The 24,913-nt window shown below is 70.9% G+C and carries 24 protein-coding genes and 1 pseudogene; 8 read left to right on the top strand and 17 right to left on the bottom strand.

The window, feature by feature from the left end:
• The first annotated feature begins 40 nt into the window (after positions 1–40).
• Both ACIRRY_RS27745 and ACIRRY_RS27740 read left to right on the top strand, forming a co-directional pair.
• Positions 41–292, top strand: a complete 252-nt coding sequence (locus ACIRRY_RS27745; protein WP_403977464.1) for a hypothetical protein — start codon at positions 41–43, stop codon at positions 290–292.
• Positions 293–294: 2 nt separating this feature from the next.
• Positions 295–738, top strand: a complete 444-nt coding sequence (locus ACIRRY_RS27740; RefSeq protein ID WP_403977462.1) for a DUF6314 family protein — start codon at positions 295–297, stop codon at positions 736–738.
• A 127-nt stretch (positions 739–865) separates the two neighbouring features.
• On the opposite strand, the gene ACIRRY_RS27735 is transcribed toward ACIRRY_RS27740, so the two are convergent.
• Together ACIRRY_RS27735 and ACIRRY_RS27730 are read right to left on the bottom strand one after the other, a co-directional pair.
• On the bottom strand, positions 866–1,459 hold the full coding sequence (locus ACIRRY_RS27735; protein WP_403977460.1) for a histidine phosphatase family protein: 594 nt from the start codon (positions 1,457–1,459) through the stop codon (positions 866–868).
• 104 nt (positions 1,460–1,563) lie between these two features.
• A complete protein-coding gene (locus ACIRRY_RS27730; RefSeq protein WP_403977458.1) occupies positions 1,564–2,001 on the bottom strand; it encodes a GNAT family N-acetyltransferase in 438 nt (145 codons plus the stop codon).
• A 91-nt stretch (positions 2,002–2,092) separates the two neighbouring features.
• On the opposite strand from ACIRRY_RS27730, the gene ACIRRY_RS27725 reads away from it, so the two are divergent.
• Positions 2,093–2,719 carry a DUF6461 domain-containing protein gene (locus ACIRRY_RS27725; protein ID WP_403977456.1) on the top strand — a complete coding sequence of 209 codons (627 nt, stop codon included), beginning with the start codon at positions 2,093–2,095 and terminating at the stop codon, positions 2,717–2,719.
• A gap of 6 nt (positions 2,720–2,725) precedes the next feature.
• Here ACIRRY_RS27725 and ACIRRY_RS27720 read toward each other — a convergent pair whose 3' ends face one another.
• Positions 2,726–4,165: a PLP-dependent aminotransferase family protein gene (locus tag ACIRRY_RS27720; protein ID WP_403977454.1), complete on the bottom strand. Its 1,440-nt coding sequence runs from the start codon at positions 4,163–4,165 to the stop codon at positions 2,726–2,728.
• On the opposite strand from ACIRRY_RS27720, the gene ACIRRY_RS27715 reads away from it, so the two are divergent.
• Positions 4,164–5,105, top strand: coding sequence for a DMT family transporter (locus tag ACIRRY_RS27715; RefSeq protein ID WP_403977452.1), 942 nt, complete (start codon positions 4,164–4,166; stop codon positions 5,103–5,105). The genes ACIRRY_RS27720 and ACIRRY_RS27715 overlap by 2 nt on opposite strands.
• 40 nt (positions 5,106–5,145) lie before the next feature.
• Here ACIRRY_RS27715 and ACIRRY_RS27710 read toward each other — a convergent pair whose 3' ends face one another.
• Positions 5,146–6,390, bottom strand: a complete 1,245-nt coding sequence (locus ACIRRY_RS27710) for a glycoside hydrolase family 10 protein (protein WP_403977450.1) — start codon at positions 6,388–6,390, stop codon at positions 5,146–5,148.
• Between the two features lie 170 nt (positions 6,391–6,560).
• Between ACIRRY_RS27710 and ACIRRY_RS27705 the strand changes: the two genes are divergently transcribed.
• Positions 6,561–7,436, top strand: coding sequence for a 3-hydroxybutyryl-CoA dehydrogenase (locus ACIRRY_RS27705; RefSeq protein WP_403977448.1), 876 nt, complete (start codon positions 6,561–6,563; stop codon positions 7,434–7,436).
• 209 nt (positions 7,437–7,645) lie between these two features.
• Positions 7,646–7,903 carry a hypothetical protein gene (locus ACIRRY_RS27700; RefSeq protein WP_403977446.1) on the top strand — a complete coding sequence of 86 codons (258 nt, stop codon included), beginning with the start codon at positions 7,646–7,648 and terminating at the stop codon, positions 7,901–7,903.
• On the opposite strand, the gene ACIRRY_RS27695 is transcribed toward ACIRRY_RS27700, so the two are convergent.
• From ACIRRY_RS27695 to infC, 10 genes and pseudogenes are all read right to left on the bottom strand, one after another.
• A complete protein-coding gene (locus tag ACIRRY_RS27695) occupies positions 7,900–8,520 on the bottom strand; it encodes an NUDIX hydrolase (protein WP_403977444.1) in 621 nt (206 codons plus the stop codon). The genes ACIRRY_RS27700 and ACIRRY_RS27695 overlap by 4 nt on opposite strands.
• 76 nt (positions 8,521–8,596) lie before the next feature.
• Positions 8,597–9,937 (bottom strand): transcriptional regulator, encoded by a 1,341-nt coding sequence (locus ACIRRY_RS27690; protein WP_403977442.1) that lies wholly within the window; start codon positions 9,935–9,937, stop codon positions 8,597–8,599.
• 198 nt (positions 9,938–10,135) lie between these two features.
• Positions 10,136–11,266, bottom strand: coding sequence for a PP2C family protein-serine/threonine phosphatase (locus tag ACIRRY_RS27685; protein ID WP_403977440.1), 1,131 nt, complete (start codon positions 11,264–11,266; stop codon positions 10,136–10,138).
• Between the two features lie 250 nt (positions 11,267–11,516).
• Positions 11,517–14,021 carry a phenylalanine--tRNA ligase subunit beta gene (pheT, locus tag ACIRRY_RS27680; protein WP_403977438.1) on the bottom strand — a complete coding sequence of 835 codons (2,505 nt, stop codon included), beginning with the start codon at positions 14,019–14,021 and terminating at the stop codon, positions 11,517–11,519.
• Positions 14,021–15,148: a phenylalanine--tRNA ligase subunit alpha gene (gene pheS, locus ACIRRY_RS27675; RefSeq protein WP_403977436.1), complete on the bottom strand. Its 1,128-nt coding sequence runs from the start codon at positions 15,146–15,148 to the stop codon at positions 14,021–14,023. Before pheS ends, pheT begins: the two co-directional genes overlap by 1 nt.
• A gap of 154 nt (positions 15,149–15,302) precedes the next feature.
• The gene (locus ACIRRY_RS27670; RefSeq protein ID WP_403977434.1) at positions 15,303–16,430 is read right to left on the bottom strand and encodes an ATP-binding protein; all 1,128 of its coding nucleotides are present in this window, start codon (positions 16,428–16,430) and stop codon (positions 15,303–15,305) included.
• A 56-nt stretch (positions 16,431–16,486) separates the two neighbouring features.
• Positions 16,487–17,326, bottom strand: coding sequence for a TrmH family RNA methyltransferase (locus ACIRRY_RS27665; protein ID WP_403977432.1), 840 nt, complete (start codon positions 17,324–17,326; stop codon positions 16,487–16,489).
• A 175-nt stretch (positions 17,327–17,501) separates the two neighbouring features.
• Entirely contained in the window at positions 17,502–17,885 is a 384-nt protein-coding gene (gene rplT / locus ACIRRY_RS27660; RefSeq protein ID WP_019066261.1) for a 50S ribosomal protein L20, read from the bottom strand.
• A 102-nt stretch (positions 17,886–17,987) separates the two neighbouring features.
• The gene (rpmI, locus tag ACIRRY_RS27655) at positions 17,988–18,182 is read right to left on the bottom strand and encodes a 50S ribosomal protein L35 (protein WP_019065473.1); all 195 of its coding nucleotides are present in this window, start codon (positions 18,180–18,182) and stop codon (positions 17,988–17,990) included.
• A 108-nt stretch (positions 18,183–18,290) separates the two neighbouring features.
• A pseudogene (gene infC / locus ACIRRY_RS27650) lies at positions 18,291–19,056 on the bottom strand (translation initiation factor IF-3).
• 339 nt (positions 19,057–19,395) lie between these two features.
• Here infC and ACIRRY_RS27645 point away from each other — a divergent pair.
• Positions 19,396–19,767, top strand: coding sequence for a DUF1844 domain-containing protein (locus ACIRRY_RS27645; protein WP_403977431.1), 372 nt, complete (start codon positions 19,396–19,398; stop codon positions 19,765–19,767).
• Between the two features lie 18 nt (positions 19,768–19,785).
• On the opposite strand, the gene ACIRRY_RS27640 is transcribed toward ACIRRY_RS27645, so the two are convergent.
• Entirely contained in the window at positions 19,786–20,514 is a 729-nt protein-coding gene (locus ACIRRY_RS27640; protein WP_403977430.1) for an SseB family protein, read from the bottom strand.
• A 150-nt stretch (positions 20,515–20,664) separates the two neighbouring features.
• Between ACIRRY_RS27640 and ACIRRY_RS27635 the strand changes: the two genes are divergently transcribed.
• Positions 20,665–21,666, top strand: a complete 1,002-nt coding sequence (locus tag ACIRRY_RS27635) for a serine hydrolase (protein WP_403977429.1) — start codon at positions 20,665–20,667, stop codon at positions 21,664–21,666.
• 74 nt (positions 21,667–21,740) lie between these two features.
• Here the strand turns inward: ACIRRY_RS27635 and mycP are convergent, their stop codons facing one another.
• Together mycP and ACIRRY_RS27625 are read right to left on the bottom strand one after the other, a co-directional pair.
• Positions 21,741–22,916: a type VII secretion-associated serine protease mycosin gene (mycP, locus tag ACIRRY_RS27630; RefSeq protein ID WP_403977427.1), complete on the bottom strand. Its 1,176-nt coding sequence runs from the start codon at positions 22,914–22,916 to the stop codon at positions 21,741–21,743.
• Positions 22,913–24,391: a hypothetical protein gene (locus ACIRRY_RS27625; RefSeq protein WP_403977425.1), complete on the bottom strand. Its 1,479-nt coding sequence runs from the start codon at positions 24,389–24,391 to the stop codon at positions 22,913–22,915. The genes mycP and ACIRRY_RS27625 overlap by 4 nt, the downstream gene beginning before the upstream one ends.
• Positions 24,392–24,913 lie beyond the last annotated feature (522 nt).

The raw sequence follows: 24,913 nt of genomic DNA, 5'->3' as shown, positions 1-24,913 counted from the left end.
TCAATGGGACCGGCGCGTGGCGGGACGTAGGGTCGAGGGCATGCACGCGCTGTCGCCGTACCTGACCCTGTTCGGCTTCCTCGCCGCGGCACTCGGTTTTTTCACCTGGCTCGCCCGTCGCATCCAGCGCCGCGGCACCGCCGGCGGCGGCATGAGCGGCGCCCTGGCCGCGTACGAGGAGGCCTTCCGCGCCACGAGCCACGCGGCGCACCACGAGATCCGGGCCCAGGGCGAACGCAGGGCGCCCGCCGACTCGCCGGACGGTCGGCGCCGGCCGCGCGGGAGGGCGTGACGATGGGCGAGTTCCGGCCGGTGCCCGATGTACTGGCGTATCTGTCCGGAAGGTGGCGGGTACGGCGGTCCGTACGGGACCTGACGAGCGGCGACGAGGGCGACTTCGCGGGCACGACGGTCTTCAGCACACTGCCGGAAGGGGGCCTGCTCCACAGGGAGTCGGGCACCTTCACCTGGCAGTCCGTCCCCCGCCCCGCCGAGCGCACCCTGCGCTTCCTGCCGGGGCGAGCACCGGGCACGGCGGACGTACGCTTCGCCGACGACCGCCCCTTCCACGACCTGGACCTCACCTCCGGGCACCATGTCACCGGCCATCCGTGCGCGGCGGACCTGTACCGGGGCGAGTTCACGGTCCTGGACGCGGACCACTGGCGGACGGTGTGGCGGGTGGGCGGGCCTGCGAAGGATCTGGTGTTGAGTACGGGGTACGTGCGGGTGGGGTGAGCCGGAGCAGGGGGCATGACGACCGTGCGGGGTGAGAAACGGTCAACTTGGCTGGTTCCGGGCGGAGTTCGAGTTCGTACCGGCCTACGCGGCGCAGCCTGAACCGAGGGCGACCACCCGCCCCGCCCTACGCCCGCGTCGGCTGCACCGATGCCCCGTCGAACCGTAGGTTCCAGCGGCCCGCGTGGCCGGTGACCGTGGTGGTCGACAGGGGGCGTACGTCGATGTTCCAGTACGTCGACGGGGGCGCCTTGAGGGCGTAGACCAACGCGGCCCGGATGACGGAGGGTTCGGCCACGGCGACTATGCGGCCGCCGTCCTCGAAGGGGCGGGTGTCCAGCCAGCCGCCCACGCGGGCGATAAAGGTCAGCAGGGATTCGCCGCCGTGCGGGGTGGAGCGCGGGTCGGCGAGCCAGGCGTCCACCAGGGCCGGTTCGCGGGCCATCGCCTCGCCGAGGGTCAGCCCGCGCCAGCGGCCCATGTCGCAGTCCCGCAGGGCGAGTTGCACCAGCGGGGTGTAACCGAGGCCGTCGCCGGTGGTCCGGCTGCGCGGGGTCGGCGAGCAGTAACGCAACTCCGCCGCCGCCAGCGGCAGCAGGGCCGGGACGGCTCGCTGCACCTCGTCCCATCCCGCCTGGTCCAGCGGGCGGTCGTCCTCGAAACGCTCCGCGAGCAGCGGGGAGCTGCGCGCGGCGGCGACGAACGTGACCCGAATCGGCATGCGGCGATCGTGATCCCGCCGAAGTACCGAGGTCAAGGGGTGCCGGACGAGAGTTACCCAGGGTTGGCGAAACCCTACTTCGAGGTCAGGACCAGGCGGACAACTCACTCGAAATAGAGGGCCATCCATTGGTCGGGCCGCTCCAGTGGCTTGAATCCGACCTTCTCGTACACCCCGTGCGCGTCGTGCGTGGCGAGCAGGATCCGCCGCAGTCCGAACGGCCGCAACTCCTCGCGTACGGCGCCGACGAACGCCGTACCGATGCCCTTGCCGCGCGCCGACGGGGCCACGTACACATCGCACAGCCACGCGAACAACGCCCCGTCGGTCACCACGCGCGCGTACGCCACCTGCTCGCCCGAAGCCGTGTCGTACACCCCGTAGTTCCGCGAGGCCGCGACCGCGCGCTCGTGCTGCTCGCGGGGGCGGTCCTTCGCCCAGTAGGCGTCGGTGGACAGCCAGTGGTGGGTGCGGTCGATGTCGACGCGGGCGGAGTCGGCGGAGAACTCGTAGCCGTCGGGAAGGCTCGGGATGTCGTTCATGGCCGGAGAATCGCAGGCCAGGGATGCCGGCGTCGAGCGGTTTTCCCCTGCGGCCCGGGCGTTGTCAGTGGCGGGTGGCAGGCTTCGGAACATGACACGGACGACGACGGCCGACGACTACACCTGGCTCCGCGAGCGGCATGCCTCGCTGATGGAGGCGTACTGCGTCACGCTGGTCCGGGCGATCACCCCGGACCGACTGCTCCATGAGCTGGGGGCGGAACCGGGCATACGGGTCAGGGGTGTCGAGGCCTTGTGCGAGCCGTCGTACAAGTCGTGGGACGAGCACGACTGGGACCCGCTGTTCGTCGGCGTCGCCGCGCTCGGCGAGTGGTCGCTGATGGTCGAGTACAACGGCTTCGTGGGCGTCACGAGCGCGGCCATGCTCCCGGTCTCGCGCGGGCGCTCTGTGGTCTCCCACTTCCGCAACGTGAACGCGGTGGACCACTTCTACTGGTTCGAGGACGGGGAGACACGGCTGCACTTCGAGCCACTCTTCGCCTACCACCGGGACGGCAGCCACGCGGACGAACTCCTCACCGAGATACGGGAGTCGGGCTTCGACCTGAGCGAGGACGAGGACGAGGACCAGAGCTACGACCTGCACACCGAGGCCGCGTTCGCCCTCGCCCATCGGGTCACGGGCGTCCGCCTGACACCGGAGCTGTTCGCGTCCCTGGAGTTCACCGGCGCCCTGGTACCGATGCCCCGGGGTTAGAGCACCTCAGGGCCGGAGCACCTCGCCGCAGGCCGCCCGGAGCCGTCGTACGCCCTCCGCGATCTCCCCCGTCCCCGCGACCGCCGCGAAGCTCAACCGGACGTGGGCGGCCGGGGGTTCGGCGCTGAAGTAGGGGCGGCCGGGGGTGATGGCGACGCCCGCGCGGAGGGACGCCGTCGTCAGCGACAACTCGTCCATGCCGTCGGGGAGGCGGAGCCAGAGGTGGTAGCCGCCGGAGGGGATGTGCGGGAGGGAGAAGGCGGGGAGTTCCAGACGCAGGGCGGTGGTCATCGTGTCCCGGCGGGTCTTCAACTCGGCCGAGATGGCGCGGAGATGGCGTGGCCAGGCCGGGGAGCCGACGAGTTCGAGGGCCGCTTCCTGGAGCGGGCGGGGGACGAAGAAGGTGTCGACGACCTGGATGGCGCGCAGGCGTTCCAGTACCGGGCCGTGCGCGGCGAGCGCGCTGACCCGGAAGCTGGGCGAGGTCGCCTTGGTGAGCGAGCCGACGTGGACGACGACTCCGTCGGGGTCGTCGGCGGCCAGCGGGCGCGGCAGCGGGCCCGCGTCCTCGTGCACCAGCCGTCGTACGAAGTCGTCCTCGATGACGAACGCGCCCGCGTCCCGGGCGATGCGCAGGACCTCCGGGCGGCGGGCGGGGGCGAGGACCGCGCCGGTCGGGTTCTGGAACAGGGGCTGGCAGACGAACACCCGGGCGCCGGTGGCGCGGAACGCGTCGGCGAGCAGGGACGGTTTCACGCCGTCCGCGTCCACCGGCACCGGGACAGGCCGCAGGCCCGCCGCGCGCGCGATCGCCAACATGCCTGGATACGTGGGGGATTCGACGAGGACGGGGGCGCCGGGAGGCGCGAGGGCGCGCAGTGCGGTGGTGAGCGCGGTCTGACCGCCCGTGCTGATCAGTACGTCGGCGGCCGTCATCGCGCCGCCGATGCCGCGCGCGAACCACTCGCGGAGTTCCGGCAGGCCCTCCATCGGCGGCCGGCCCCAGGCGCCGGGGCGGCGGCCGGCCCGGGACAGGGCCGCCGCCATCGCCCGCTCGGGCTGGAGGGAGGGGTGCAGATAGCCGCCGTTGAACTCGATCACGCCCGGCGGCGGGGCGGCCAGCGTGGCCAGGACCGCGGACGCGTCCACCGTGCGCGGTACGAGTTCGGCGGTGCCGTCCGCGCTGAGCGCGACCTCCTGCCAGGAGGTGTCCCCCGCGGCGGGGGTCGCGGGACGGGGCGTCGCCCGGAACGCGCCGGCGCCGGGCCGGGTGACCACCAGCCCCTCGGCGGCCAGTTGCGCGAGGGCGCGCGAGACGGTCACGGGGCTCACCCGGAACCGCTCGACGAGTGCCCTGCTCGACGGCAGCTTTCCACCGACAGAGTAGCGGTCGAGTTCCACACGGAGGTGATTCGCCAGCTCACCCACACTGCTACGCTCTTGCATGAGAGCACACGATAGCGCTACTGCCACGACCCCGATAGCGGTCAGCGCCGACACCATCCCCGCCGCACAGGCCCCCGTGCCCGGAGTCCGCGCCGGTACCGTCCAGGCCGCGCTCGGTGTGATCGCCTTCTCCCTCACCTTCCCCGCCACCGCCTGGGGACTGGAGGGCTTCGGTCCCTGGTCGTTGGTGGCCGTGCGCTGCGTCCTCGCCGCGGTCGTCGCGGGCGGCTGTCTGCTGGCGCTGCGCGTCCCCGTGCCCGACCGCCGGCACCGGGCCGGGCTCGCCGTCGTGGCCGCCGGGGTGGTGGTCGGTTTCCCCCTGCTCACCACGCTCGCGCTGGAGACGTCGACCACCGCGCACGCGGCCGTCGTCGTCGGACTGCTGCCGCTGACGACGGCCGCCCTGTCCGCGCTGCGCACCGGCATCCGCCCCTCGCGCACCTTCTGGACCGCCGCGCTCGCGGGCGCCGGCGCGGTGCTCGCGTTCACGGTCCAGCAGAGCGGCGGCGCCGTGACCACCGCCGACCTGTATCTCCTCGCCGCGCTGCTGGTCTGCGCGGCCGGTTACACCGAGGGCGGCCGGCTGGCCCGGATCATGCCCGGCTGGCAGGTCATCGCCTGGGCACTGGTCCTGTGCCTGCCGCTGAGCGTGCCGGCCGCCGCGATCGCGCTGTCGTACGACACCCCGCACCTCACCGCGCACAGTGTGGCCGGGCTGCTGTGGGTCGCCGTCGGTTCACAGTTCCTCGGGCTGGTCGTCTGGTACCGAGGCATGGCGGCCATCGGCGTCCCGAAGGCGAGCCAACTTCAGTTGGCTCAGCCGCTGTTGACGCTGGTGTGGTCGGTGCTGCTGCTCGGCGAACACCTGACCGTGGCCGCCCCGCTGACCGCGGCGGCGGTGCTGGTGTGCATCGCCGTCACCCAGCGGGCCCGGAGTTGAGAACCATCGGGACATCAACTCCCATCCCCGGGACGGCAGTTCAGCGCGGAGGCTTCGCCGACTGCTGGTAGTGGTCGGCGACCACGCGGGCCATCGCGCCGATCGGGTCCACCGCCACCTCCCGGGCGGCGAAGAAGACATGCCCGCCGACCTGGGGGTACCTGGCTGCGAGGGTCAGATGCCGGGACAGCTCGGCCGGGTCCTGCCAGGCCGCGGGCTGCGCCGGGTCGCCCGCCTTGTACAGCGCCTCACCGGCGTACAGCCGCGTCTTCGTGCCGCGCGCGACCTCCGCCCACCAGGGCAGCAGCTTGGCGTAGTCGGCGGCGGCGAAGCCGATGTTCCAGTACAGCTGCGGGACGATGTAGTCGATCCAGTTCTCGCGCACCCATTTCCGGGTGTCCGCGCAGAGGTCGTCGTACGTCTGCACCCCCGCCCGGGTGTCGGAGCCGCGCGAGTCGGTCGCGAGGTTGCGCCATACGCCGAACGGGCTGATCCCGAACCGGGTTCCCGGGCGCACCTGTTGGATGCGGGCCGCGGTCTCGCGGATCAGTTTGTCGATGTTGTCGCGGCGCCACGCGGCCCGGTCGGTGAAGCCGTCGCCGTACCTGTCGTAGGCCGCGTCGTCGTCGAAGGTCTGGCCGGCCACCGGGTACGGGTAGAAGTAGTCGTCGAAGTGGACCGCGTCCACGGGGTACTTCTTCACCGCGTCGAGGATCGCGTCCTCGACGAAGGCGCGGACCTGGGGCAGCCCCGGGTTGTAGTAGAGCTTCCCGCCGTACGCCACGACCCAGTCGGGGTGCTTGCGCGCGGGGTGCGAGGCGACGAGTTTCGTCAGGTCGGTGCTGTTGGCGATGCGGTACGGGTTGAACCAGGCGTGCAGTTGCAGCCCCCGCACGTGCGCCTCTTCTACGGCCGTCTTGAGGGGGTCCCAGCCGGGGGCCTGTCCCTGGGTGCCGGTCAGGTACTGGGACCAGGGTTCGTACGGCGAGGGCCACAACGCGTCGGCGGTGGGCCGTACTTGGAAGATCACCGTGTTGAGGCGGTCGCGGACGGCCGCGTCGAGGTGGGCGATCAGTTCGGTGCGCTGCCGGTCCGGTGTGAGGCCCGGGCGGGAGGGCCAGTCGCGGTTGGCGACCGTCGCCAGCCACACGCCCCGCATCTCCGTGACCGCGCGTGGACGCCCGGCCGGTACCGGCGCGCGCCCCGGCTCGGCCGCCGCGCTGCCGGTCGTGGCCAGCGTCGACAGCGCGGCCATCGCGAACGCCCGACGTGACAAACGCCCCATCTGCACACCCCCATACGCTGTGGATCCGTGCCGTCACGGATCGTCTCCGCGCCCCAGAATGCCCGACCCCGGCGATCGATCATCGATACTTGCGGGTAACGTGCACGATCGGAGCAGACTCCGGACAACGAGGTTCCGGCAGAGCCCGCAGAAGCAGCGAAGGGGACGATGTGACGGACATCCCAGCGGAAGACATCACGCGCGTCGGAGTGGTCGGCTGCGGCCAGATGGGCGCGGGTATCGCCGAGGTGTGCGCCCGTTCCGGCCTGGACGTGAAGGTCGCCGAGACCACCGGCGAGGCCCTGGAGATCGGCCGGACCCGGCTGTTCAACTCGCTGACGAAGGCCGCCGAACGCGGCAAGATCTCCGCCGAGGAACTGGCGGAGACGCAGGCGCGGCTCAGCTTCACCACCGATCTCGGCGAGTTCGCCGACCGCGACCTCGTCATCGAGGCGGTCGTCGAGAACGAGCAGGTGAAGACCGAGATCTTCCAGGTGCTCGACCAGGTCGTGACCCGTCCCGACGCGATCCTCGCCTCCAACACCTCCTCGATCCCGCTGGTGCGGCTCGCGGTCACCACCTCGCGCCCCGACCAGGTCATCGGCATCCACTTCTTCAACCCGGCGCCGGTGCAGAAGCTCGTCGAGCTGATCCCCGCGCTGACCACCTCCGAGGGCACGCTCGGCCGCGCCCAGCTCTTCGCCGAGAAGGTGCTCGGCAAGCACGCGATCCGCGCCCAGGACCGTTCCGGCTTCGTGGTCAACGCGCTGCTGATCCCCTATCTCCTGTCCGCGATCCGGATGTTCGAGTCGGGCATCGCCAGCCGCGAGGACATCGACAACGGCATGGAGCTCGGCTGCGCCCACCCGATGGGCCCGCTGAAGCTGGCCGACCTGATCGGCCTCGACACGGTCGCCTCGGTCGCCTTCTCGATGTACGACGAGTTCAAGGAGCCGCTGTACGCCGCTCCCCCGCTGCTCCAACGCATGGTCGACGCGGGGCGGTTGGGCCGTAAGTCCGGCTCCGGGTTCTACACCTACGGCTGAGCGCCGCCGTTCGTCCGCGGCAACTCACCGTGATACGGCGGCTGTTACGGGCCCGGCACTCTTCGGAGTGCCGGGCCCGCGTCATTCACACACCGTGTGCGCGCCGGGCCCGCATATGCCGCACGCACACTCTCCCCCGGTACCCACCAGGCGAGTTGACTCTTCACGCGCATGCAAGGGATGTTCCGACTACGGAAAGGAGCGGACCCGTGACCGCCGACCCCGAGCATCCCGTGGTCCATGGAGAACTCGCAGAGTTACGCCGCCGCCTCGACGTCGCCTATGCGCGGGTCGAGGGAGGGCTGGCGCTGCTCAGCCATCGCACCGAGGAGACGGACAAGGAGGTGGATGAGCTGAGCGCGCGGATCGTTGCACTGGAGCACACCAGGTGGCCGCTGCCGGCGATAGCCGGTTTGACCGCCGTGGGTGCGCTTGTCGTTACGGTGTGGCAGGCCTTGGGGCGCTAGACATGCCGCTCGAAGGCCTGTGGGTCGGGTGCGGATCCGTCGTGGCTGGTCGCGCCGTTCCCCGCGCCCCTACGGGGCGCTGGATCCTCCCCCAGCCTCAAATGGTGCAACAGCAGTAGTGCGGCTGCCATGTTGGCGGCCGGGACCTCCCCGCGGGCGACCATGTCGGGTACGAGTTTGAGCGGGACCCACTCCCGGCGGTCCGACTCGAAGTCGTCCACGGGGTGTCCGGTGTACTCGCCCTCGTCAGCCCAGTAGATGTGGTGTCGGGCGTCCGTGAGCCCGTTGGACGGTTCCACGCTCATCAGGTGGCGCAGGGGCCCCGGCCTCCAGCCGGTCTCTTCCTCCAGTTCCCTGGCGGCCGCGCGCGCGATGTCCTCGCCGTCCTCCACGACGCCGGCCGCGAGCTCCCATCCCCAGCTGTCGGTGATGAAGCGGTGCCGCCACAGGAGGAGCACTTCGTTCGATTCGTTGACCACCGTCGCCACGGCCACCGGCCGCAGCCGTATCAGGAAGTGGTCGAGGTGTCGGCCGTCGGGTAGTTCGACATCCGCGAGATTGACGCTGAACCAGCGGTTTGAGTACACAGTTTGTTCGTTCTGTTTCGTCCACTGCACGGTTCTGCCACCTTCCGTCGAGTAAGTGGCAATATCGCAGCAGGAACTGTGTCGTGTGCGTCTATGAGTCGTCGGTCTACAGCGGTACGCGCAGTGCCCCGTCGATGAGTTCGGCCGCCTCCGCCGTACCCGCGCAGTCGCTGCGCACCAGGTACTCGCGTACCGCGCGGAGTCTGTCGCGCAGCCGCTGGGACTCCATCCCCCTGGCCTGTTCGGCCATCTGCACCGCGGTGACCACCGCCTTGTCGGCGTTCCCCTGGCGCAGTTCGATCTGGCTGAGCATGGCGAGGCGGTGCACCCGTCCCCGGTCGTGCGCCGGGGTGTCCACGGCCGCCATGGCGTGCTCCCCCGCCGCCGTCAGATCGCCGAGGCTGAGCAGCGCCTCCGCCACCTGGACGTTGACCAGGCCCGGCTGGACATAGCCGGTCTCGTCGGGCTCGTATCCGCGCCGGATGCGTTCGGCGGCCTGCTCGGCACGGCGGATGCAGGACAGCGCGCTCGTGCCGTCACCGAGGTGTGCGTACGCCTTCGCCTGCATCGCGTAGAGGTCGGAGGCGAGCGCCGGGGTGATCTGCCGGCCGGCGGCCCGCAGCGCGGCCTCCGCGAAGGCGACGGCCTGGCGGAACTCCCGCATGAACAGCGACTGGTTGACGAGCAGCGCGATGACGTACGCGCCAAGTCCCCTGTCGTTGCTGGCCTTCGCGAGCCGCAGGGCCTGGTGGAAGTAGCGCTGGGCGAGGCCGTGCGCGTCGGAGTCGTAGGCACAGATGCCCGCGATCGCCACCAACCCGCCGGTGGCCCGGTGCAGTTGGCGGCCGGTGGCGTCGGTGTAGCTGCCGCGCAGCAGCGGGGCGGTCTCGGAGTTGAGGAAGCCGACGATGCGGGTGCGGGTCGCGACGCCGCCGGCCTTGCGGTACATCTGCTCGTAGTGGGCGCGGGCCGCGCGCAGCATCTCGATGTCGGCCATGCTCACCCGGTGCCGGCCGCCGCGCGAGACGTCCACGTCGTCGGGCGGGTTCTCCCACTCCCATACGGGCATCACCGCGGGCGTGCCGGTGACCGCGGGGGCGCCGAGGAGGTGCGGGCGCTGCTGTTCGTCGGAGCGCCACAGGGCGGTGGCCCGCTCGACGAAGCCGGAGAGGGAGGTGCCGTGCGGGGTGGACGGCTCGCCCGGTACGCCGAGGCCGATGTCGTCGAGGGTGACGGGTCTGTGCAGACGGGTCGCGAGGACCTCACAGATCAGGTCGGGGACCTGGCCCCGTGGCCGCTGGCCCTTCAACCACCGTGCCACGGCGGTGTGTTCGTAGCGTAGTGCGAGCCCGCGGGCGCGGCCGGCCTGGTTCACATGGGCGGCGAGTCCCGCGTGCGAGATTCCCGCCTCGTCCAGGATCGCGTCGAGGAGTGTGTTGGGCTGCATGGATGGCCCCCCGGTGACTCGGTGCGGACAGAGTAGTGCGGTTCGGTTCACACCCGGTGTGAATGGAGTGCGCGAATCCGTGGTGTGTGCGCGCTGTTGCGGAGAGTTTCCGACGGGTTGACTGGATTGCCTCGCAAGAGGCCGGCCGGGCCGCCGGCTCCCCCTCGTAAGTGCGGCGGCCTGGCTTTGCGGCAGCCACTAAACGCCGTTGTGCTGTGGGTGGTTGGCTGGGTGCGGCGCCGTCGTGGCTGGTCGCGCGGTTCCCCGCGCCCCTAGGTAAGGATGCGCCGGCTTGCGGTCATTGCTCAGGACGAGTAAGGCGACGTCATCAGCGGGTGTTCCGCCCGCATGACGCAGAAGCTCCGTGAAGACCAGGCCAAGTACGGACTGCGGGACTGGGGGCGGCTGTTGGGCAGCCACCTCTGCCAGTACATCGCGCAGAGGGAAGAAGCGGCCTCGGCGGTCCCGGGCATCCTCCGCGCCGTCCGTGTACAAGAACAGCGCTTCGCCCGGGAGCAGTTGACCGCAGCGGACGAAAGGCAACGTCACCGGCAGGGGAAACGGGCCGAGAGGTGGCAGAGGATCCGCTCGGGCAAGCGGCTCGACACCCTCCCCACCCAACCGATACGGCCACGGATGACCGCAGTTGAGGGCGCTGACCTCGCCGTCCCCGCCGATCTCCAGCAGCAGTACGGTGACGAACTCCTCGGCGACCGGGCTGTCCGGGTCGAGGCCGCCCGACGCCGGGTGTTCCGCGCGGGCGCGTTCGCGGAGGTGGCGGGCGAGGGCCCGCTCCAGGCGTCGTAGGACACCCGCGAGGTCGGGCTCGTCGTGGGCGGCCTCGCGGAAGCTGCCGAGGACGGCTGCCACCGTGCCGATCGCGGCGATGCCGTGGCCGCGTACGTCGCCCATCACGACCCGGACGCCGTGCTCGGTGGCGATCACCTCGTACAGGTCACCGCCGACCACCGCACCGCGTTCGGCGGACAGTTGGGCGGCGGCTATGTTCAGGCCGTCGAGACGGGGTGGGAGTGGGCGCAACAGCGCGTTCTGGGCGGCGCCCGCGATCTGGCGGATCTGCCTGAGTTCGCGGAGCAGTGAGCGCCGGACCTGGAGGATGAGACCGGTGCCGACCGCGAAGAACACGGCACTGGTGACGATGCGGGCGCCCAGACTGTTCTGCTGGGCGAGCGGGCAGGTGAGTTTGTAGGTGATCGCTATGGCGCCCCAGACCGTGGGCAGCCCCAGGGCGAGCGCCCTGCGCAGCGGACGGCGGGCACGCGTCCTCGGGCGCGGCCTGCGGGGTACCCCAGCCTTGATGCGGATCATGCCTGTGGCCCCCCAAATAGGCCCCGACAGCGCAATCGGACCGACCCCGAAAGGCCGGTCCGATTCTGTCGACCACATGCCCCGATCGGGCCACATCACCCAGACTTCTCACTCAAACGAGTGAGCCGGATACGCAGGCCCAGGCAAACGCTCTTCAGGGGCGCGGGGCTCTGCCATCGGCGGCTCCGCCGCGGGGCGTGACCAGCCACAACGAACCCGCAGCCGGCAAACCACGAGCAGCCCCCACCCCTTAGCCGCGAAGCACCGCCCCAACCCGCGACCCGGCCAACGCAACCGCCGCATCCCGGGCAGCAGACGCCTCATCCACAGTCAACGTCCGATCACCAGCCCGGAACCGCAACGCATACGCCAGCGACTTCTTGCCCTCGCCCAGCTGCGCAGCGTTCTCGTACACGTCGAACAGCCGGATGGACTCCAGCAGTTCACCCGCGCCCTCACGCAACGCACCCTCGACGTCCGCCTGCGGAACAGACGCATCGACGACCAGCGCGACATCCTGCGTGGCAACGGGGAACGTAGAGATCTTCGGCCCCTTGGGCACCCCGGCGGACGCCAACTCCAGCGCATCCAGATCGAGTTCCATCGCACTGGTACGCGCGGGCAGCCCCAGCGTCTTCAGCACACCGGGGTGCAACTCCCCGGCATACCCGATGACTTGCTCAACACCCTCGACGACGACCGCGAGTTCGGCGCAGCGGCCGGGGTGCCAGGGACCGTACTGCCCACCCCGCACGATGAGTTCCGTACCGGCCTCACGCGCCAGCACCCGCGCCGACTCGACCGCGTCGGCCCAGTCGGACGGACGGCCCTTGCCCCACCAGCCGGCCTGCTCGCGGGCGCCCGTGAGGACGACCGCGGCGTGCCGGGGCTGGACGGGGAGCGCCTCGGTGAGGGAGGCGATCTCCTCGTCGGTCGGACGCCGGTCGACGGGCAGCCGTACCGCGATCTTCAGCTCTTCGCGCGGGTGGAAGACCAACCCCGTCTCGAAGAGCGCCAGGTCGTGCGAACCACGACCGTCGTTCCGGCGCAGCGCACCGAGCAGGCCCGGCAGCAGCGTCGTACGCAGAGCCGGCTCCTCGTCGGAGAGCGGGTTGACCAGCTTGACGACCTTGCGGTTCGGGTCGTCGGCGGCCAGGCCGAACTGGTCGAAGACGTGCTCGCCGACGAAGGGGTAGTTCGGCGCCTCGACGTAACCGGCGCCCGCGAGCGCGCGGCCTACGCGGCGGTGCAGTCGCTGGCGGTCGGTGAGGCCCCGGCCCGCGGGGGGCTTGGGGAGCGTGGAGGGCAGGTTCTCGTAGCCCTCCAGGCGGATGACCTCTTCGGCGAGGTCGTTCGGATCGGTGAGGTCGGGGCGCCAGGACGGGACGGTGACGATCAGCTCGTCCTGCCCGTACACGTCGCAGCCGACCTCCTGGAGACGCCGTACGACGGTCTCGCGGCCGTACTCGACGCCCGCCACCTTGTCCGGGTGGTCGGCCGGGATGGCGATGGTGTGCGGGGCCGAGGGCGCGATGACCTCGGTGACGCCCGCGTCCGCCGTGCCGCCCGCGAGGAGGACCAGGAGGTCGACCGTGCGCTGGGCGGCGGCCGAGGCGGCCTGCGGGTCGACGCCGCGCTCGAAGCGCTTGGACGCCTCGGAGGCCAGCTTGTGGCGGCGGGCCGTACGCGAGATGGAGAGCGCGTCGAAGTGGGCGGCCTCGACGACGACCTCGGTGGTGGTGTTCTCGGTGTCGTCGATCTCGGTGTTGGCGCCGCCCATGACGCCCGCGAGGCCGATGGGGCCGCGGTCGTCGGTGATCACCAGGTCCTGGGCGTCCAGCGTGCGCGTGACACCGTCGAGGGTGACGAGCTTCTCGCCCTGCTCGGCCCGGCGCACGCCGATCGGTCCCTGGACGCGGGAGCGGTCGTAGGCGTGCAGGGGCTGGCCCAGCTCCAGCATCACGTAGTTGGTGATGTCGACGGCGAGCGAGATCGGGCGCATGCCCGCCTTCTGGAGACGGCGGGTCAGCCACAGCGGGGAGCGGGCCTCGGGGTCGAGGCCGGTCACCGTGCGGGCGGTGAAGCGGTCGCAGCCCATCGGGTCGGCGACCCGGACCGGGTAGCCGAAGGCGTTCGGCCCCGGTACGTCCAGGAGCGCCGGGTCGCGCAGCGCGAGGCCGTAGGCGGTGGCGGTCTCGCGGGCGACACCGCGGATCGACAGGGCGTAGCCGCGGTCGGGTGTGACGGCGATGTCGAGGACCTCATCGACGAGCTGGAGCAGCTCGATCGCGTCGGTGCCGACCTCGTGCTCGGGCGGCAGCACGATGATGCCGTGCGAGCCGTCGTCGCCCATGCCCAGCTCGTCGCCGGAGCAGATCATGCCGTGCGAGGTGTGGCCGTACGTCTTGCGGGCGGCGATCGCGAAGTCGCCGGGCAGGACCGCGCCGGGGAGGACCACGACGACCTTGTCGCCGACGGCGAAGTTGCGGGCGCCGCAGACGATCTCCTGGGGCTCGCCGGTGCCGTTGGCCTGGCCGACGTCGACCGTGCAGAAGCGGATGGGCTTCTTGAAGCCCTCCAGCTCCTCGATGGTGAGGACCTTGCCGACGACGAGGGGGCCCTTGAGGCCGTCGCCGAGTTGCTCGACGGTCTCTACCTCGAGGCCGACGGAAATGAGCTTGGCCTGGACGTCGCGGCCGGTCTCCGTCGCCGGCAGGTCGACGTACTCCCGCAGCCAAGAAAGCGGGACGCGCATCAGATCTCCATCCCGAACGGCCGGGTGAACCGGACGTCGCCCTCGACCATGTCTCGCATGTCATCGACGTTGTGGCGGAACATCAGCATCCGCTCGATGCCGAACCCGAAGGCGAATCCGCTGTACTTCTCCGGGTCCACCCCGCAGGCGACGAGCACGCGCGGGTTGACCATGCCGCAGCCGCCCAGCTCGATCCAGCCCTCGGAGGAGCAGGTACGGCAGGGGCGGTCGGGGTTGCCGACGGACTCGCCCTTGCAGACGTAGCAGAGCATGTCCATCTCGGCGGACGGCTCGGTGAAGGGGAAGTAGTTCGGGCGCAGCCGGGTCTTCATCTCCGCGCCGAAGAGCGACCGGACCATGTGGTCGAGGGTGCCCTTGAGGTCGGCCATGGTCAGGCCCTCGTCGATGGCGAGGAGCTCGATCTGGTGGAAGACCGGGGTGTGCGTGGCGTCCAGCTCGTCCGTGCGGTACACACGGCCGGGGCACACGATGTAGACCGGCGGCTCGCGGTCCAGCATGGCGCGGGCCTGCACGGGGGACGTGTGCGTGCGCAGCACGACACCGGACTCGTCGCCCTCGGTGCCCTTCGGGCCCTGGACGAAGAAGGTGTCCTGCATCTGCCGGGCCGGGTGGTCCGGGGTGAAGTTCAGGGCGTCGAAGTTGAACCACTCCGCCTCGACCTCGGGGCCTTCGGCGATCTCGTATCCCATGGACACGAAGACGTCCGCGACCCGCTCCATGAACGTGGTCAGCGGGTGCCGGGCGCCGGCCGGGACGCGGTCGTACGGCAGGGTGACGTCCACCGCCTCCTCGACCAGGACGCGGGCGTCGCGGTCGGCCTCCAGCTCGGTCTGGCGGGTGGCGAGGGCCTTGTTGACGGCGCCCCGGGCCTGTCCGACGAGCTTGCCCGCCGCGGCCTTGGCCTGCGGGGGCAGCGCGCCGATCTCGCGGTTGGCGAGGGCGAGCGGGGAGGTGCCGCCGGTGTGGGCGACCTTGGCCTCCTGGAGCGCGTCGAGATCACCGGCGGCGGCGAAGGCGGCGAGCGCCTCGTCCCGCAAGCGCTCGATCTCTTCCGGTTTCAAGGCCTCGACCTCTACAGGGTCGTACGACTTATTCGGTGCCGACATCTCTTCCCGTGCTTCCGGTTGGCTGGCGGATGGTCCCCGTCCCGACTCGGCTCGGGGACGCGTCGTCGTCCCTGAAACGGGGACGCAAAGGTGCCAAAGACCGAGTCTAACGGGGGTGAAGTGTGCGGACGCGCCCGTGGGTCCTCGGTCGGCGCTACTGGAGATACGCCGGGGTGCCCACGGGCAACGTAAATCGGAACTCGGCGCCGCCGCCGGGGGCGCGGCCGACCGTGATGGTGCCGCCGTGGGCTTCGACGATGCCTTTGACGATGTACAGACCGAGGCCCGTGCCGCCGCGCTTGCTGCCCCGCCAGAAGCGGGTGAAGACGCGGTTCATGGACTCCTCCGGGATGCCTGGGCCCTCGTCGCTCACCGTCACCGAGGTGCCGGTCTCCTCGCCTTCGCGGGGCGAGGCCGAGGCCGTGACGTCGATAGTGACGGTTCCCTCGCCGTGGCGCACCGCATTTTCCAGCAGGTTGCTGAGCACCTGGTCGACCTTGTCGGGGTCGGCCCACAGGTCGGGCAGCGGCTGCTCGACGCGGAGCAGGAACCGGTCGGCGGTCTGGCCCGCGGCGACGTACGACTGGATGTGACGGCCGACGGCCGCGCCCATGTCGACGGGCTGGCGGCGCAGTTCGAGCCGTCCGGAGTCGATGCGGGAGATGTCGAGCAGCTCGGCGATGAGCCGGGTGACGCGGTTGGCGTCGGCGTCGACGGTCTCCAGCATGAGCCGCTTCTGGTCGTCGGTGAAGCGTTCCCATTTCGCGAGCAGGGTCGCTGTGAAGCCCTTGACGGACGTGAGCGGCGAACGCAGTTCATGGGCGACGGTCGCGATCAGCTCGGCATGGCTGCGCTCGGTACGGCGACGCGCCTCGGTGTCCCGCAGCGAGACGACGACCCGGCAGACCGGGCCGAGGGGTTCCGTACGGACATAGCGTGCGGTGACGAGAACCTCGTGCCCGCCCGGCAGCAGCAGATTCCGCTCCGGCTGCCGCACCCGGATGGCCAACCCACCGTAGGGATCGGTCAGTTGCCACCACCGACGGCCCTCCAGGTCCTCTAACGGAAGGGCCTTCTCCAGCCGCTGCCCGAGGGCTGCGGAGGCGGCGACGGAGGTGATCCGCTCGGCGGCGGCGTTGAAGCAGACCACATGCCCGTGCTCGTCGGCGATGACCAGGCCGTCGGCCAGCTGGTCGGGGTCGATGCCGAGGTCGTCGTGCCGGGCCTCGGACGGCCGGGGCACACCCCGTGCTCCCGGCGCGCTGCTCGTGCCGACAGTCATCCCCGTACCCCACCTCTTCTCATACGGCGCAGGTGGCCCCCGAGCTGGTCACCCTACTAGCTGTGGGTGACGGAGCGGCACCCTCCGGAGGCGCGCTGTGCCCGGGCCGACGCATAGAGACATACGGCGGCGGCGGTGGCGAGGTTCAGGCTTTCGGCCTTCCCGTGGATCGGAACCCGCACGACGGCGTCCGCGAGTGCGCGGGTCTCCTCCGGAAGCCCCCACGCCTCGTTCCCGAACACCCATGCGGTGGGCCCGCCCATGGTGCCCTGGTCCAGCTCGTCGTCGAGATCGTCGGTCCCGGCCCCGTCGGCGGCGAGAATCCGCACCCCGATCCCCTTGAGCCCGGCCACGGCCTGCTCGACGGGCACCCCGACGGCGACGGGCAGATGGAAGAGCGACCCCACGGAGGCCCGAACGGCCTTCGGGTTGTACAGATCCACAGAAGCGTCGGTCAGTACGACGGCCTCGGCCCCGGCGGCGTCCGCACACCGCAGCACGGTGCCGGCGTTCCCGGGATCCCGCACGTTCGCCAGTACGGCCACGAGCTTGGGCCGCCCCTTGAGGATCTCCTCGAACGGGGTGTCGAGGAACCGGCACACCCCGACCAGCCCCTGCGGGGTGACGGTGGTCGAGATATCGGCGATGACCTGCTCGTCCGCGAGATGCACGCGCGCACCGGCGTCACGGGCCTCACCGACGATGTCGGCGTACCGCTCCGCGGCCTCAACAGTGGCGAACAATTCGACGAGCGTGTCCTTGTACCCCGCTGCCTCCCGCACGGCCTGCGGCCCCTCGGCGAGGAACAGCCGCTCCTTGCTCCGAAAATTCCGCCGCTCAAGCCGCCGAGCGGCGGCGACGCGGGGAGAGCGAGAAGAGATGAGGTCGGGGGACATGTCTGCTTCACCTTCAAATCTCAGGACGCGTGAACTCCCTTGGGGGCGCGGGGAACCGCGCGACCAGCCACAACGAACCCGCACCCGACAACGAACCGGGTCCGAGCCAGCAACAAAGGGCCCGCAGGCAAAAAACCTGCGGGCCCTTCAAGTCACCGCTCAAGCCAGCGCAGCGTCACGCAGCCTTGGGCGCGTTCACATCGCTCGGCAGCGCCTTCTGAGCGACCTCGACCAGCGCGGCGAACGCACCGGCGTCGTTGACAGCCAGCTCCGCGAGGATCTTGCGGTCGACCTCGATGTTCGCCGCGTTCAGACCCTGGATGAAGCGGTTGTACGTGATGCCGTTGGCGCGGGCAGCCGCGTTGATGCGCTGGATCCACAGCCGACGGAAGTCGCCCTTGCGCTTCTTGCGGTCGTTGTAGTTGTAGACCAGCGAGTGGGTGACCTGCTCCTTGGCCTTGCGGTACAGGCGCGAACGCTGACCGCGGTAGCCGGAGGCGGCTTCGAGGATCGCCCGGCGCTTCTTGTGGGCGTTGACTGCCCGCTTGACGCGTGCCACTTGTTTAACTCCTTGTAGCGGGGCCGTGGTTGGACTCACACGGCCCGGAATCGATGGGGTCCCGGTCCAGACGTACGGCGCTCGACGGGAGCGCCGCGTACGTCACTTGCCGAGAAGCTTCTTGATCTTCTTGGCGTCGCCCGGGGCCATCTCGGCGTTGCCGGTGAGGCGACGCGTCACACGGGACGACTTGTGCTCGAGCAGGTGGCGCTTGCCGGCACGCTCGCGGAGCACCTTGCCGGAGCCGGTGATCTTGAAGCGCTTGCTGGCACCGCTGTGCGACTTGTTCTTCGGCATAGCGCCGTTATCTCCTCGTCGGTGGCGCTCCGGTGCCCGGTCGTGAAACCGGGCACAGGTGGAGCGTCGCTCTTGTTTCGGTTACATCCCTGGACTGGCGTCCGGGGATCAGGCGTCGGCGCGAGCCTCGGCCGGGGCCTCGACGGTCTCGACCTCGGCAGCGACGTCGTCGTCGGCGATGTCGTCGTCGGCGATGTCGTCGCCCTCGATGACCTCACCGTCGATGCCTTCGCCCTCGAAGTCGGACTCCGCGGCGTTCTGCGACTTGCCCGGGTTGGCCTTCGCTTCCGCCTTGCGAGCCGCCTGAGCCTCACGGGCCTCGGCCATCGCCTCGGTCTTCTTCTTGTGCGGGCCGAGCACCATGATCATGTTTCGGCCGTCCTGCTTCGGGTTCGACTCGATGAACCCGAGGTCTTCGACGTCCGTCGCGAGACGCTGCAGCAGTCGGTAGCCGAGTTCCGGCCGGGACTGCTCGCGACCACGGAACATGATCGTGATCTTGACCTTGTCGCCCTGCTTCAGGAACCGGACGACGTGACCCTTCTTGGTGTCATAGTCGTGCGGGTCGATCTTCGGCCGGAGCTTCATCTCCTTGATGACCGTGTGCGCCTGGTTCTTGCGCGCCTCACGGGCCTTCATGGCCGACTCGTACTTGAACTTCCCGTAGTCCATGAGCTTGCAGACCGGCGGACGTGCACTCGCCGCAACCTCGACCAGGTCCAGGTCGTACTCCTGCGCAAGCTCAAGGGCCTTGGCAAGCGGAACAATTCCGACCTGCTCGCCGCTCGGACCGACAAGTCGCACTTCGGGAACGCGAATCCGGTCGTTGATACGGGGCTCGGTGCTGATGGATCCTCCTCGGTTAGCACCACACGGCCATCTGGCGGACGGCCGCGTTTGTCTTTGGTAGACAGACCTAACCGCACCGGAACACAAAAAATGCCCCGGACGATCACAAGACGGGGCTCCAAAACACTGCCGGAGCACCGCCGCGATGATCGCGGGGCGCGCTTTCGGGCGACTCCATCGTCCGTACGGAACGATGGTGACCGCCTGACCGGGGTGACCCGCCGTCCGTGAGGACAGTCAGGTGGGAGATCGGAGCCTCCACTTGTTGGCCGGGCACAGCAGTGCCTGGCCGGTCATCACACAAGGTTAGCAGCTCCCCGGGGGTGGTGCGAACCGCCGTACACCGGGCCCTATCGTGTGGGGCATGAGTGACACGCCTCCCGAGTCCCCCAATGCCGACGCCCCCGACTTCGACGCCATGGCCCGCGACATCGCGGAGGTCCCGGCGGTCGAGGTGATCGTGACGGTCGCCGTCAACCTGATGAGCGCCGCCGCCGTGAAGCTCGGCCTCACCGAGGAGGGCGACAAGTACAAGGACCTGGACGAGGCCCGCAAGCTGGTCACCGCCCTGGCCGGACTGCTCGACGCGAGCGCGACCGAGATCAGCTCGTTCCACGCGGCCCCGCTGCGCGACGGACTGAAGTCCCTCCAGCTGGCGTTCCGCGAGGCGTCCCTCGTCCGCGACGAGCCGGGCCAGGGCCCGGGCGAGAAGTACACGGGCCCGGTCTACGGCTAGGGCCTGGCCTTCAATCGATCACCGTACGTACAAGGGCTCGCCCGGAGGCGTCGTCCCGGCCGGCAGAACCGCCAGGTCGAGGCCGCGCACCAGGCGGGCCCTCAGTGTCTCGTCGGCGGCGAGGCGGCGGGCGACCGCGTGGATGCCGGCGTCGTGCGGCACGGCCGGCTCGAAGACCAGCGCGAGGGTGCCGTCGGCCCGGCCGGGGCCGAGATAGGCACGCAGCACGGCCCCCACGTCGGCGACCACGGCACGCACCGCCTCCACGACCACCGGGTCGGCGAGCGGGTCCGCGCTGGTACGCCCCTCGGCGAGGGCCAGCAGCGCGGGCCCGGACAGCTCGAAGGGCACCGGTCCCGCCATGTCCAGCACCACCGTGTCCGCCTTCTCGTGCGCGGCGGCCTGCAGCGCCTGGTGCAGCGGTACGGCAACGGGCCGGGCCGCCGGGTCCCAGCGCGCGAGCGAGTCGGTGGACGTGAAGGCGGGCAGCGCGGTACGGCCGCCGGCCTTCAACGTGGGTACGGCCATGTCGCTGGTCTTCTCGCGGCGCAGCCCGTTCTCGTCCTCCTCGACCTCGCCGAGCACGGCCACCACGGGCACGAGCAGCCGGGCGCCCCTGAGGGCCTCCAGGACGGGTCCCACGGCGGTACGGTCCGCGGTCCAGGCGGCGAGCGCCGCGCTCAGTCCGGGGTCGGCCGATCCGTCGTCGTCGGAGTAGCCGGAGTCGGGAATGTTCTTGTTCGCCACGGTGACCGACCCTATCGGGGGGATGCTGCAGGGCTTGTGCGGGTCCCGAAACGCGAAGGACACAGCTTTCACACGTTTCTCAGACACCGTTGACAGACATCTAACTTCCGTCTCACGTTTCGCACAGTCACCGCCCCCACCATCGCGGACATGGAGTCTTCCAGAGCCGCCCGCCGCAACCACCGCGCGCGTCCCTCCCGGCGCCGTCCGCTGCTCCACATCGCCCTGGCCACCGTGGCCGTCGTGGGCGTCACGGCGGCGGGGACCGTGTACGTGAAGGCACAGGCCCACTCCGGCCCCGTATCGTCGTCGAAGGCGCCTTCGGCCTCGGCGTCGGCATCGGCGTCCGGGAGCGGGGAGGCGGCGGTGGAACCTGTGACGGAGCCGACGGTGGACTACGACGCACTGCTGGCCACGGCCATGAAGTCGGTGACCCCGACCGGCGACCAGAAGGTGTCCGTGGCCGTCCTCGACCTGACCTCCGGCGAGAGCGCCGCGTACGGCAGCGCCGCCTTCGACACGGCGAGCATCGTCAAGGTCGACATCCTGGCGGCCCTGCTGCTCCAGGCGCAGGACGCGGGCCGGCAGTTGACGGCGACCGAGAAGTCGTACGCCACGACGATGATCGAGAACAGTGACAACGACTCCGCGACGGCGCTGTGGAACATCATCGGCACGGCGGACGGGCTCGACACCGCCAACAAGACGTTCGGGCTGACGGGCACCACGGGTGGCGCCGGCCCGCTCTGGGGGCTGACCCAGACCACGGCCGCGGATCAACTCACCCTGCTCCAGCAGGTGTTCGGGGACGACTCGAAGCTGAGCTCGGCCTCGAAGTCGTACATCCAGGGGTTGATGGGGCAGATAGAGGCGGACCAGCAGTGGGGGGTGTCGGCCGCGGCCGACGGCTCCCGGTGGCGGCTGAAGAACGGCTGGCTGGCGCGGAGCACGACCGGGCTGTGGGACGTCAACAGCATCGGCCGGGTGACCGGCACGGACGGCGACGAGTACCTGATCGCCGTGCTGTCGAAGGGCAGCACGACACAGACCAAGGGGATCACCCTGATCGAGGCGGCGGCGAAGGCGGGTGTCGCGGCGTTCGGCGAGAACGGCGGTTCGTCTACGGCGGCTTCGGCGGCGGCGACGGACTGACCGGGCGCGCGCCTGCTTCGGCGGGGGGGCTTCGCGGACCGCGCCCGATCAACTTCCCCTGCTCACCGCTGTGTTCAGAAGGCCTCGGGGCGTCTGCGTCGGCCGCGCCACAGGACGATCGCGGCCACGAGGAGGACTCCGCCGACGCTGCCCGCGAGGGGGCCCGCCCAGTCGGAGGTGTCGCTGTCGGTCTTGGCGGCGTCCGGTCCGGAGCCGAAGTACTTCTTGCCGAAGGCGGCGGAGCTCAGCCCGGTCGGCTTGAGACGGGTGGCGGCCTTGATGGCGGCGGCCGGGTCGATGAAGCCGTAGCCGCGGGAGTCGTCGCGGCCGGCGGCCGGCGGGTTGCGGGCGGTGTCTTCGAGGAGCTTCTTGATCTGGGCCGGGGTGAGCCCCGGGTGGGACGCCTTGATGAGCGCGACCGCCCCCGAGACGAAGGCGGAGGCGGCGCTGGTCCCCCAGCCCTCGTAGTACTTGTGGTCGGGGTCCGCGATGACGACGTTGACGCCGGGGGCGCTGACCGTGGCGTACCAGCGGCGGGTGGAGAAGGAGGCGCGGGTGCCGAAGCGGTCCACGGCGGTCGCGGCGATGACGCCCGGGTAGGCGGCCGGGTAGGAGACGTGGTCGCCCTTCTCGCCGCCGTTGCCGGCCGAGGCGACGACGGCGACGCCCTTCTTCAGCGCGTACTGCACGGCCTCGTCCTCGGCGGGCTCGGGGTGGGCGGAGGCGGAGTCGTCGCCGAGGGAGAGGTTGATGACGTCGGCGCCGTGGTCGGCGGCCCAACGGATGCCGTCCGCAAGGGCGTTGCCGCGGGTGGTGCGGGCCTTGGCGCGGGCGGAGTCGCCGTCTTCGAGGATCACGCGGACGGGGAGGATCTTGGCCTCCGGGGCGATGCCGATGACCCCGTCGTCGTCACCGGGGCCGTGTCCGTGCCCGGCGATGATGCCGGCCATGGCGGTGCCGTGACGGGCCCAGGCGCGGTCGCCCGGCTTGGCGCCGAAGCCGACCATGTCCTTGCCGGTGAGGACGTTGCCGGTGAGGTCGGGGTGATCGGCCTCGACGCCGGTGTCGAGGACGGCGACGGTGATGCCCTTGCCCTTGGTGGTCTGCCAGGCCTCCTGGGTGTGCATGGCGTCCAGGGCCCATTCCTGGGCGCGTATGCCGTCGGCGTGCGCGACGGTGGACGGGACGAGGGCGAGGGAGGCGGCCAGGAGGGCGCTCAGCAGACCGGCCCGGCGGACGGTGACGCTCATGAGGTCTTCTTCTCCGAGCTCTCTGAGGACTCGGAAGTCCCTGAGGTCGTTGAGGTCCCCGAGGGCGAGTCGACGGTCTTGCGCAGGCTCCGCTCGACGCGGTCCGCGAGACCCTGCGCCTCGTTGCCGAGACCGGCTTGGGCGGGAGCGGTGGTACTGCCGGAGGTGACGGCCTCGTCGGCGGGTTCGGGCGCGGCGACCGTACGGCCGTCCGCCCAGCCGGAGACGGCGTAGACGACGACGGGGGCGTCGGTGAGGACGGAGACGGTCCACGAGGCACGCTGTTTGTCGCCGAAGGAGGCGGCGAGGGTGCCCTTCGCGGCGTACGGGCGGGGCATGAGGTCGGTCCGGTTGCCGAGGTTCTCCCTCTTGAACCGGTTGGAGAGGGCGGTCATGGTCGTGATGTCGGCCTTGGTGAAGAGGATGCCGACGGTGGTGACGTAGCTCTGCGTGGCGTCGGTGTAGGTGGCGCGCAGGAGCCGCTGGCAGCCGACGGGGGCGAGGACGTCGCGCAGGAGCGGGTCGAAGGCATTGGCGCAGCCGGTGTCCGGGGCGACGGCGATCCGGGTCCAGGTGCGGTCGGCGCCGCCGGGGCCCGCGCCCTGTCCCTGCACGGTGGGCGGGAAGAGCTGGTCGACGGGCACGCTGTGCCACAACTGCCCGGCGGCGGCGAACGTACTGGCGCCGCGGTCCACCCCGTCGTCCCCGGTGAGCCAACTCCCGGTCACCGCACCGCCGATGAGCCCAAGACCGAGCACGACACAGACGGCGACGGCGGCGGTACGGGACCGTATCCGCGCCCCCAACGGCCGAGGCCGCGCACGCTCGTCGTAACCCTCGGGCTCCCCGAACGACACGACGGGCCGCCCCGCGGCGGGGTTCATGCTCACGGACGAGGTCCAGGAAAAGGCGGGGTCGGGGCTGGAGTTCGCTGGGGGGCGGGGCATCTCGGAGGCGGGGTGGGTGGGGGTGCCGGGGGTGGAGGGGGTCCAGGCGGGAGGTTCGGTGGGGGTGGGGGTAACGGGGGTGCTGGGGGCGGTGGTTGACCAGGCGCGGGTGTCTGTGTCGTCGGCGGTCGGTCCAACTGGCTTGCTGGGGACGGCCGGTGACCAGGCAGCGGGGTCGTCGGCGATGGGCCCGACCGGCTCGCCGGAAGCGGCTGACGACCAGGCACGGGTGCTGGCGTCGTCGACCGTGGGCCCAACCGGCTTGCCGGGAGCGGCTGACGACCAGGCACGGGTGCTGGCGTCGTCGACCGTGGGCCCAACCGGCTTGCCGGGAGCCGCTGGTGACCAGGCACGGGTGTCGGTGTCGTCGGTGGTGGAGCTCTGTGCGGTGGACGCGGAGGTGCCGAGGTCGGATGCGGTGGGGTCGGCCGGCGGGCGGGTGCCGGAACGGTACGGCGCAGCGGGGTGGGTGTCGGCCGGTCGAGGGTCGCCCGGATAGGGCGCGTTGGCACCGGCGGGCGACCACACACCACGGGTGGGCGCGCCGTGCGTGGGATCCGTGAACGACTCGCCTCGCCAGGGGATATCCGTCCGGGACCGATCGGTGGTCTCCGAAGGAGACTCGGGGGCCGGACTGGACGGGGGCGCTACGGGGCGGTCGGGGGCGTGGCCCTGCCGGTCCGGTGTCTGGTGCGGGGGCTCGGCTGCCGGGCGGGGCGGGGCGGCGGCGCCAGGGCTGGGAGGCGTTGCCGGGCGAGGGGCGTCCTGGCGGGGCCGGTCGGACGGCTGGTGCGGGGGCTCGGCTGCGGGGCGGGGCGGGGCGGCGGGGCCGGCGGATGTTCCGGGCCGCGTGGGGACATAGCGCTGCGGGTCGGACGGCCGACGCGAGGCCTCGCCCTCGGAGCGGGGTGAGGTGACCGAGCCGGCGGACGTCCCCGGGCGGGTGGGGACGTAGCCCTGGGGGTTGGACGACTGACGCGGAGGTTCGCCAGCAGGGCGCGGCGGGGTGACCGAGCCTGCTGATGTCCCCGGGCGCGTGGGGACGTAGCC

The sequence above is a fragment of the Streptomyces sp. NPDC101776 genome, from assembly GCF_044766845.1.
Taxonomy (GTDB): domain Bacteria; phylum Actinomycetota; class Actinomycetes; order Streptomycetales; family Streptomycetaceae; genus Streptomyces.
Note: the sequence above shows the minus strand (reverse complement) of the source record. Positions and strands in the feature narration are given on the sequence as shown.

Excerpts from the sequence above, each read along its gene's own strand:
- ACIRRY_RS27685 (WP_403977440.1), bottom strand. The coding sequence starts at position 11,266 with ATGATCCGCATCAAGGCTGGGGTACCCCGCAGGCCGCGCCCGAGGACG.
- ACIRRY_RS27645 (WP_403977431.1), top strand. The coding sequence starts at position 19,396 with ATGAGTGACACGCCTCCCGAGTCCCCCAATGCCGACGCCCCCGACTTC.
- pheT (WP_403977438.1), bottom strand. The coding sequence starts at position 14,021 with ATGCGCGTCCCGCTTTCTTGGCTGCGGGAGTACGTCGACCTGCCGGCG.
- ACIRRY_RS27740 (WP_403977462.1), top strand. The coding sequence starts at position 295 with ATGGGCGAGTTCCGGCCGGTGCCCGATGTACTGGCGTATCTGTCCGGA.
- pheS (WP_403977436.1), bottom strand. The coding sequence starts at position 15,148 with ATGTCGGCACCGAATAAGTCGTACGACCCTGTAGAGGTCGAGGCCTTG.
- ACIRRY_RS27690 (WP_403977442.1), bottom strand. The coding sequence starts at position 9,937 with ATGCAGCCCAACACACTCCTCGACGCGATCCTGGACGAGGCGGGAATC.
- ACIRRY_RS27635 (WP_403977429.1), top strand. The coding sequence starts at position 20,665 with ATGGAGTCTTCCAGAGCCGCCCGCCGCAACCACCGCGCGCGTCCCTCC.
- mycP (WP_403977427.1), bottom strand. The coding sequence starts at position 22,916 with ATGAGCGTCACCGTCCGCCGGGCCGGTCTGCTGAGCGCCCTCCTGGCC.
- rpmI (WP_019065473.1), bottom strand. The coding sequence starts at position 18,182 with ATGCCGAAGAACAAGTCGCACAGCGGTGCCAGCAAGCGCTTCAAGATC.
- ACIRRY_RS27665 (WP_403977432.1), bottom strand. The coding sequence starts at position 17,326 with ATGTCCCCCGACCTCATCTCTTCTCGCTCTCCCCGCGTCGCCGCCGCT.
- ACIRRY_RS27720 (WP_403977454.1), bottom strand. The coding sequence starts at position 4,165 with ATGCAAGAGCGTAGCAGTGTGGGTGAGCTGGCGAATCACCTCCGTGTG.
- ACIRRY_RS27710 (WP_403977450.1), bottom strand. The coding sequence starts at position 6,390 with ATGGGGCGTTTGTCACGTCGGGCGTTCGCGATGGCCGCGCTGTCGACG.
- ACIRRY_RS27735 (WP_403977460.1), bottom strand. The coding sequence starts at position 1,459 with ATGCCGATTCGGGTCACGTTCGTCGCCGCCGCGCGCAGCTCCCCGCTG.
- ACIRRY_RS27715 (WP_403977452.1), top strand. The coding sequence starts at position 4,164 with ATGAGAGCACACGATAGCGCTACTGCCACGACCCCGATAGCGGTCAGC.
- ACIRRY_RS27745 (WP_403977464.1), top strand. The coding sequence starts at position 41 with ATGCACGCGCTGTCGCCGTACCTGACCCTGTTCGGCTTCCTCGCCGCG.
- ACIRRY_RS27725 (WP_403977456.1), top strand. The coding sequence starts at position 2,093 with ATGACACGGACGACGACGGCCGACGACTACACCTGGCTCCGCGAGCGG.
- ACIRRY_RS27670 (WP_403977434.1), bottom strand. The coding sequence starts at position 16,430 with ATGACTGTCGGCACGAGCAGCGCGCCGGGAGCACGGGGTGTGCCCCGG.
- ACIRRY_RS27730 (WP_403977458.1), bottom strand. The coding sequence starts at position 2,001 with ATGAACGACATCCCGAGCCTTCCCGACGGCTACGAGTTCTCCGCCGAC.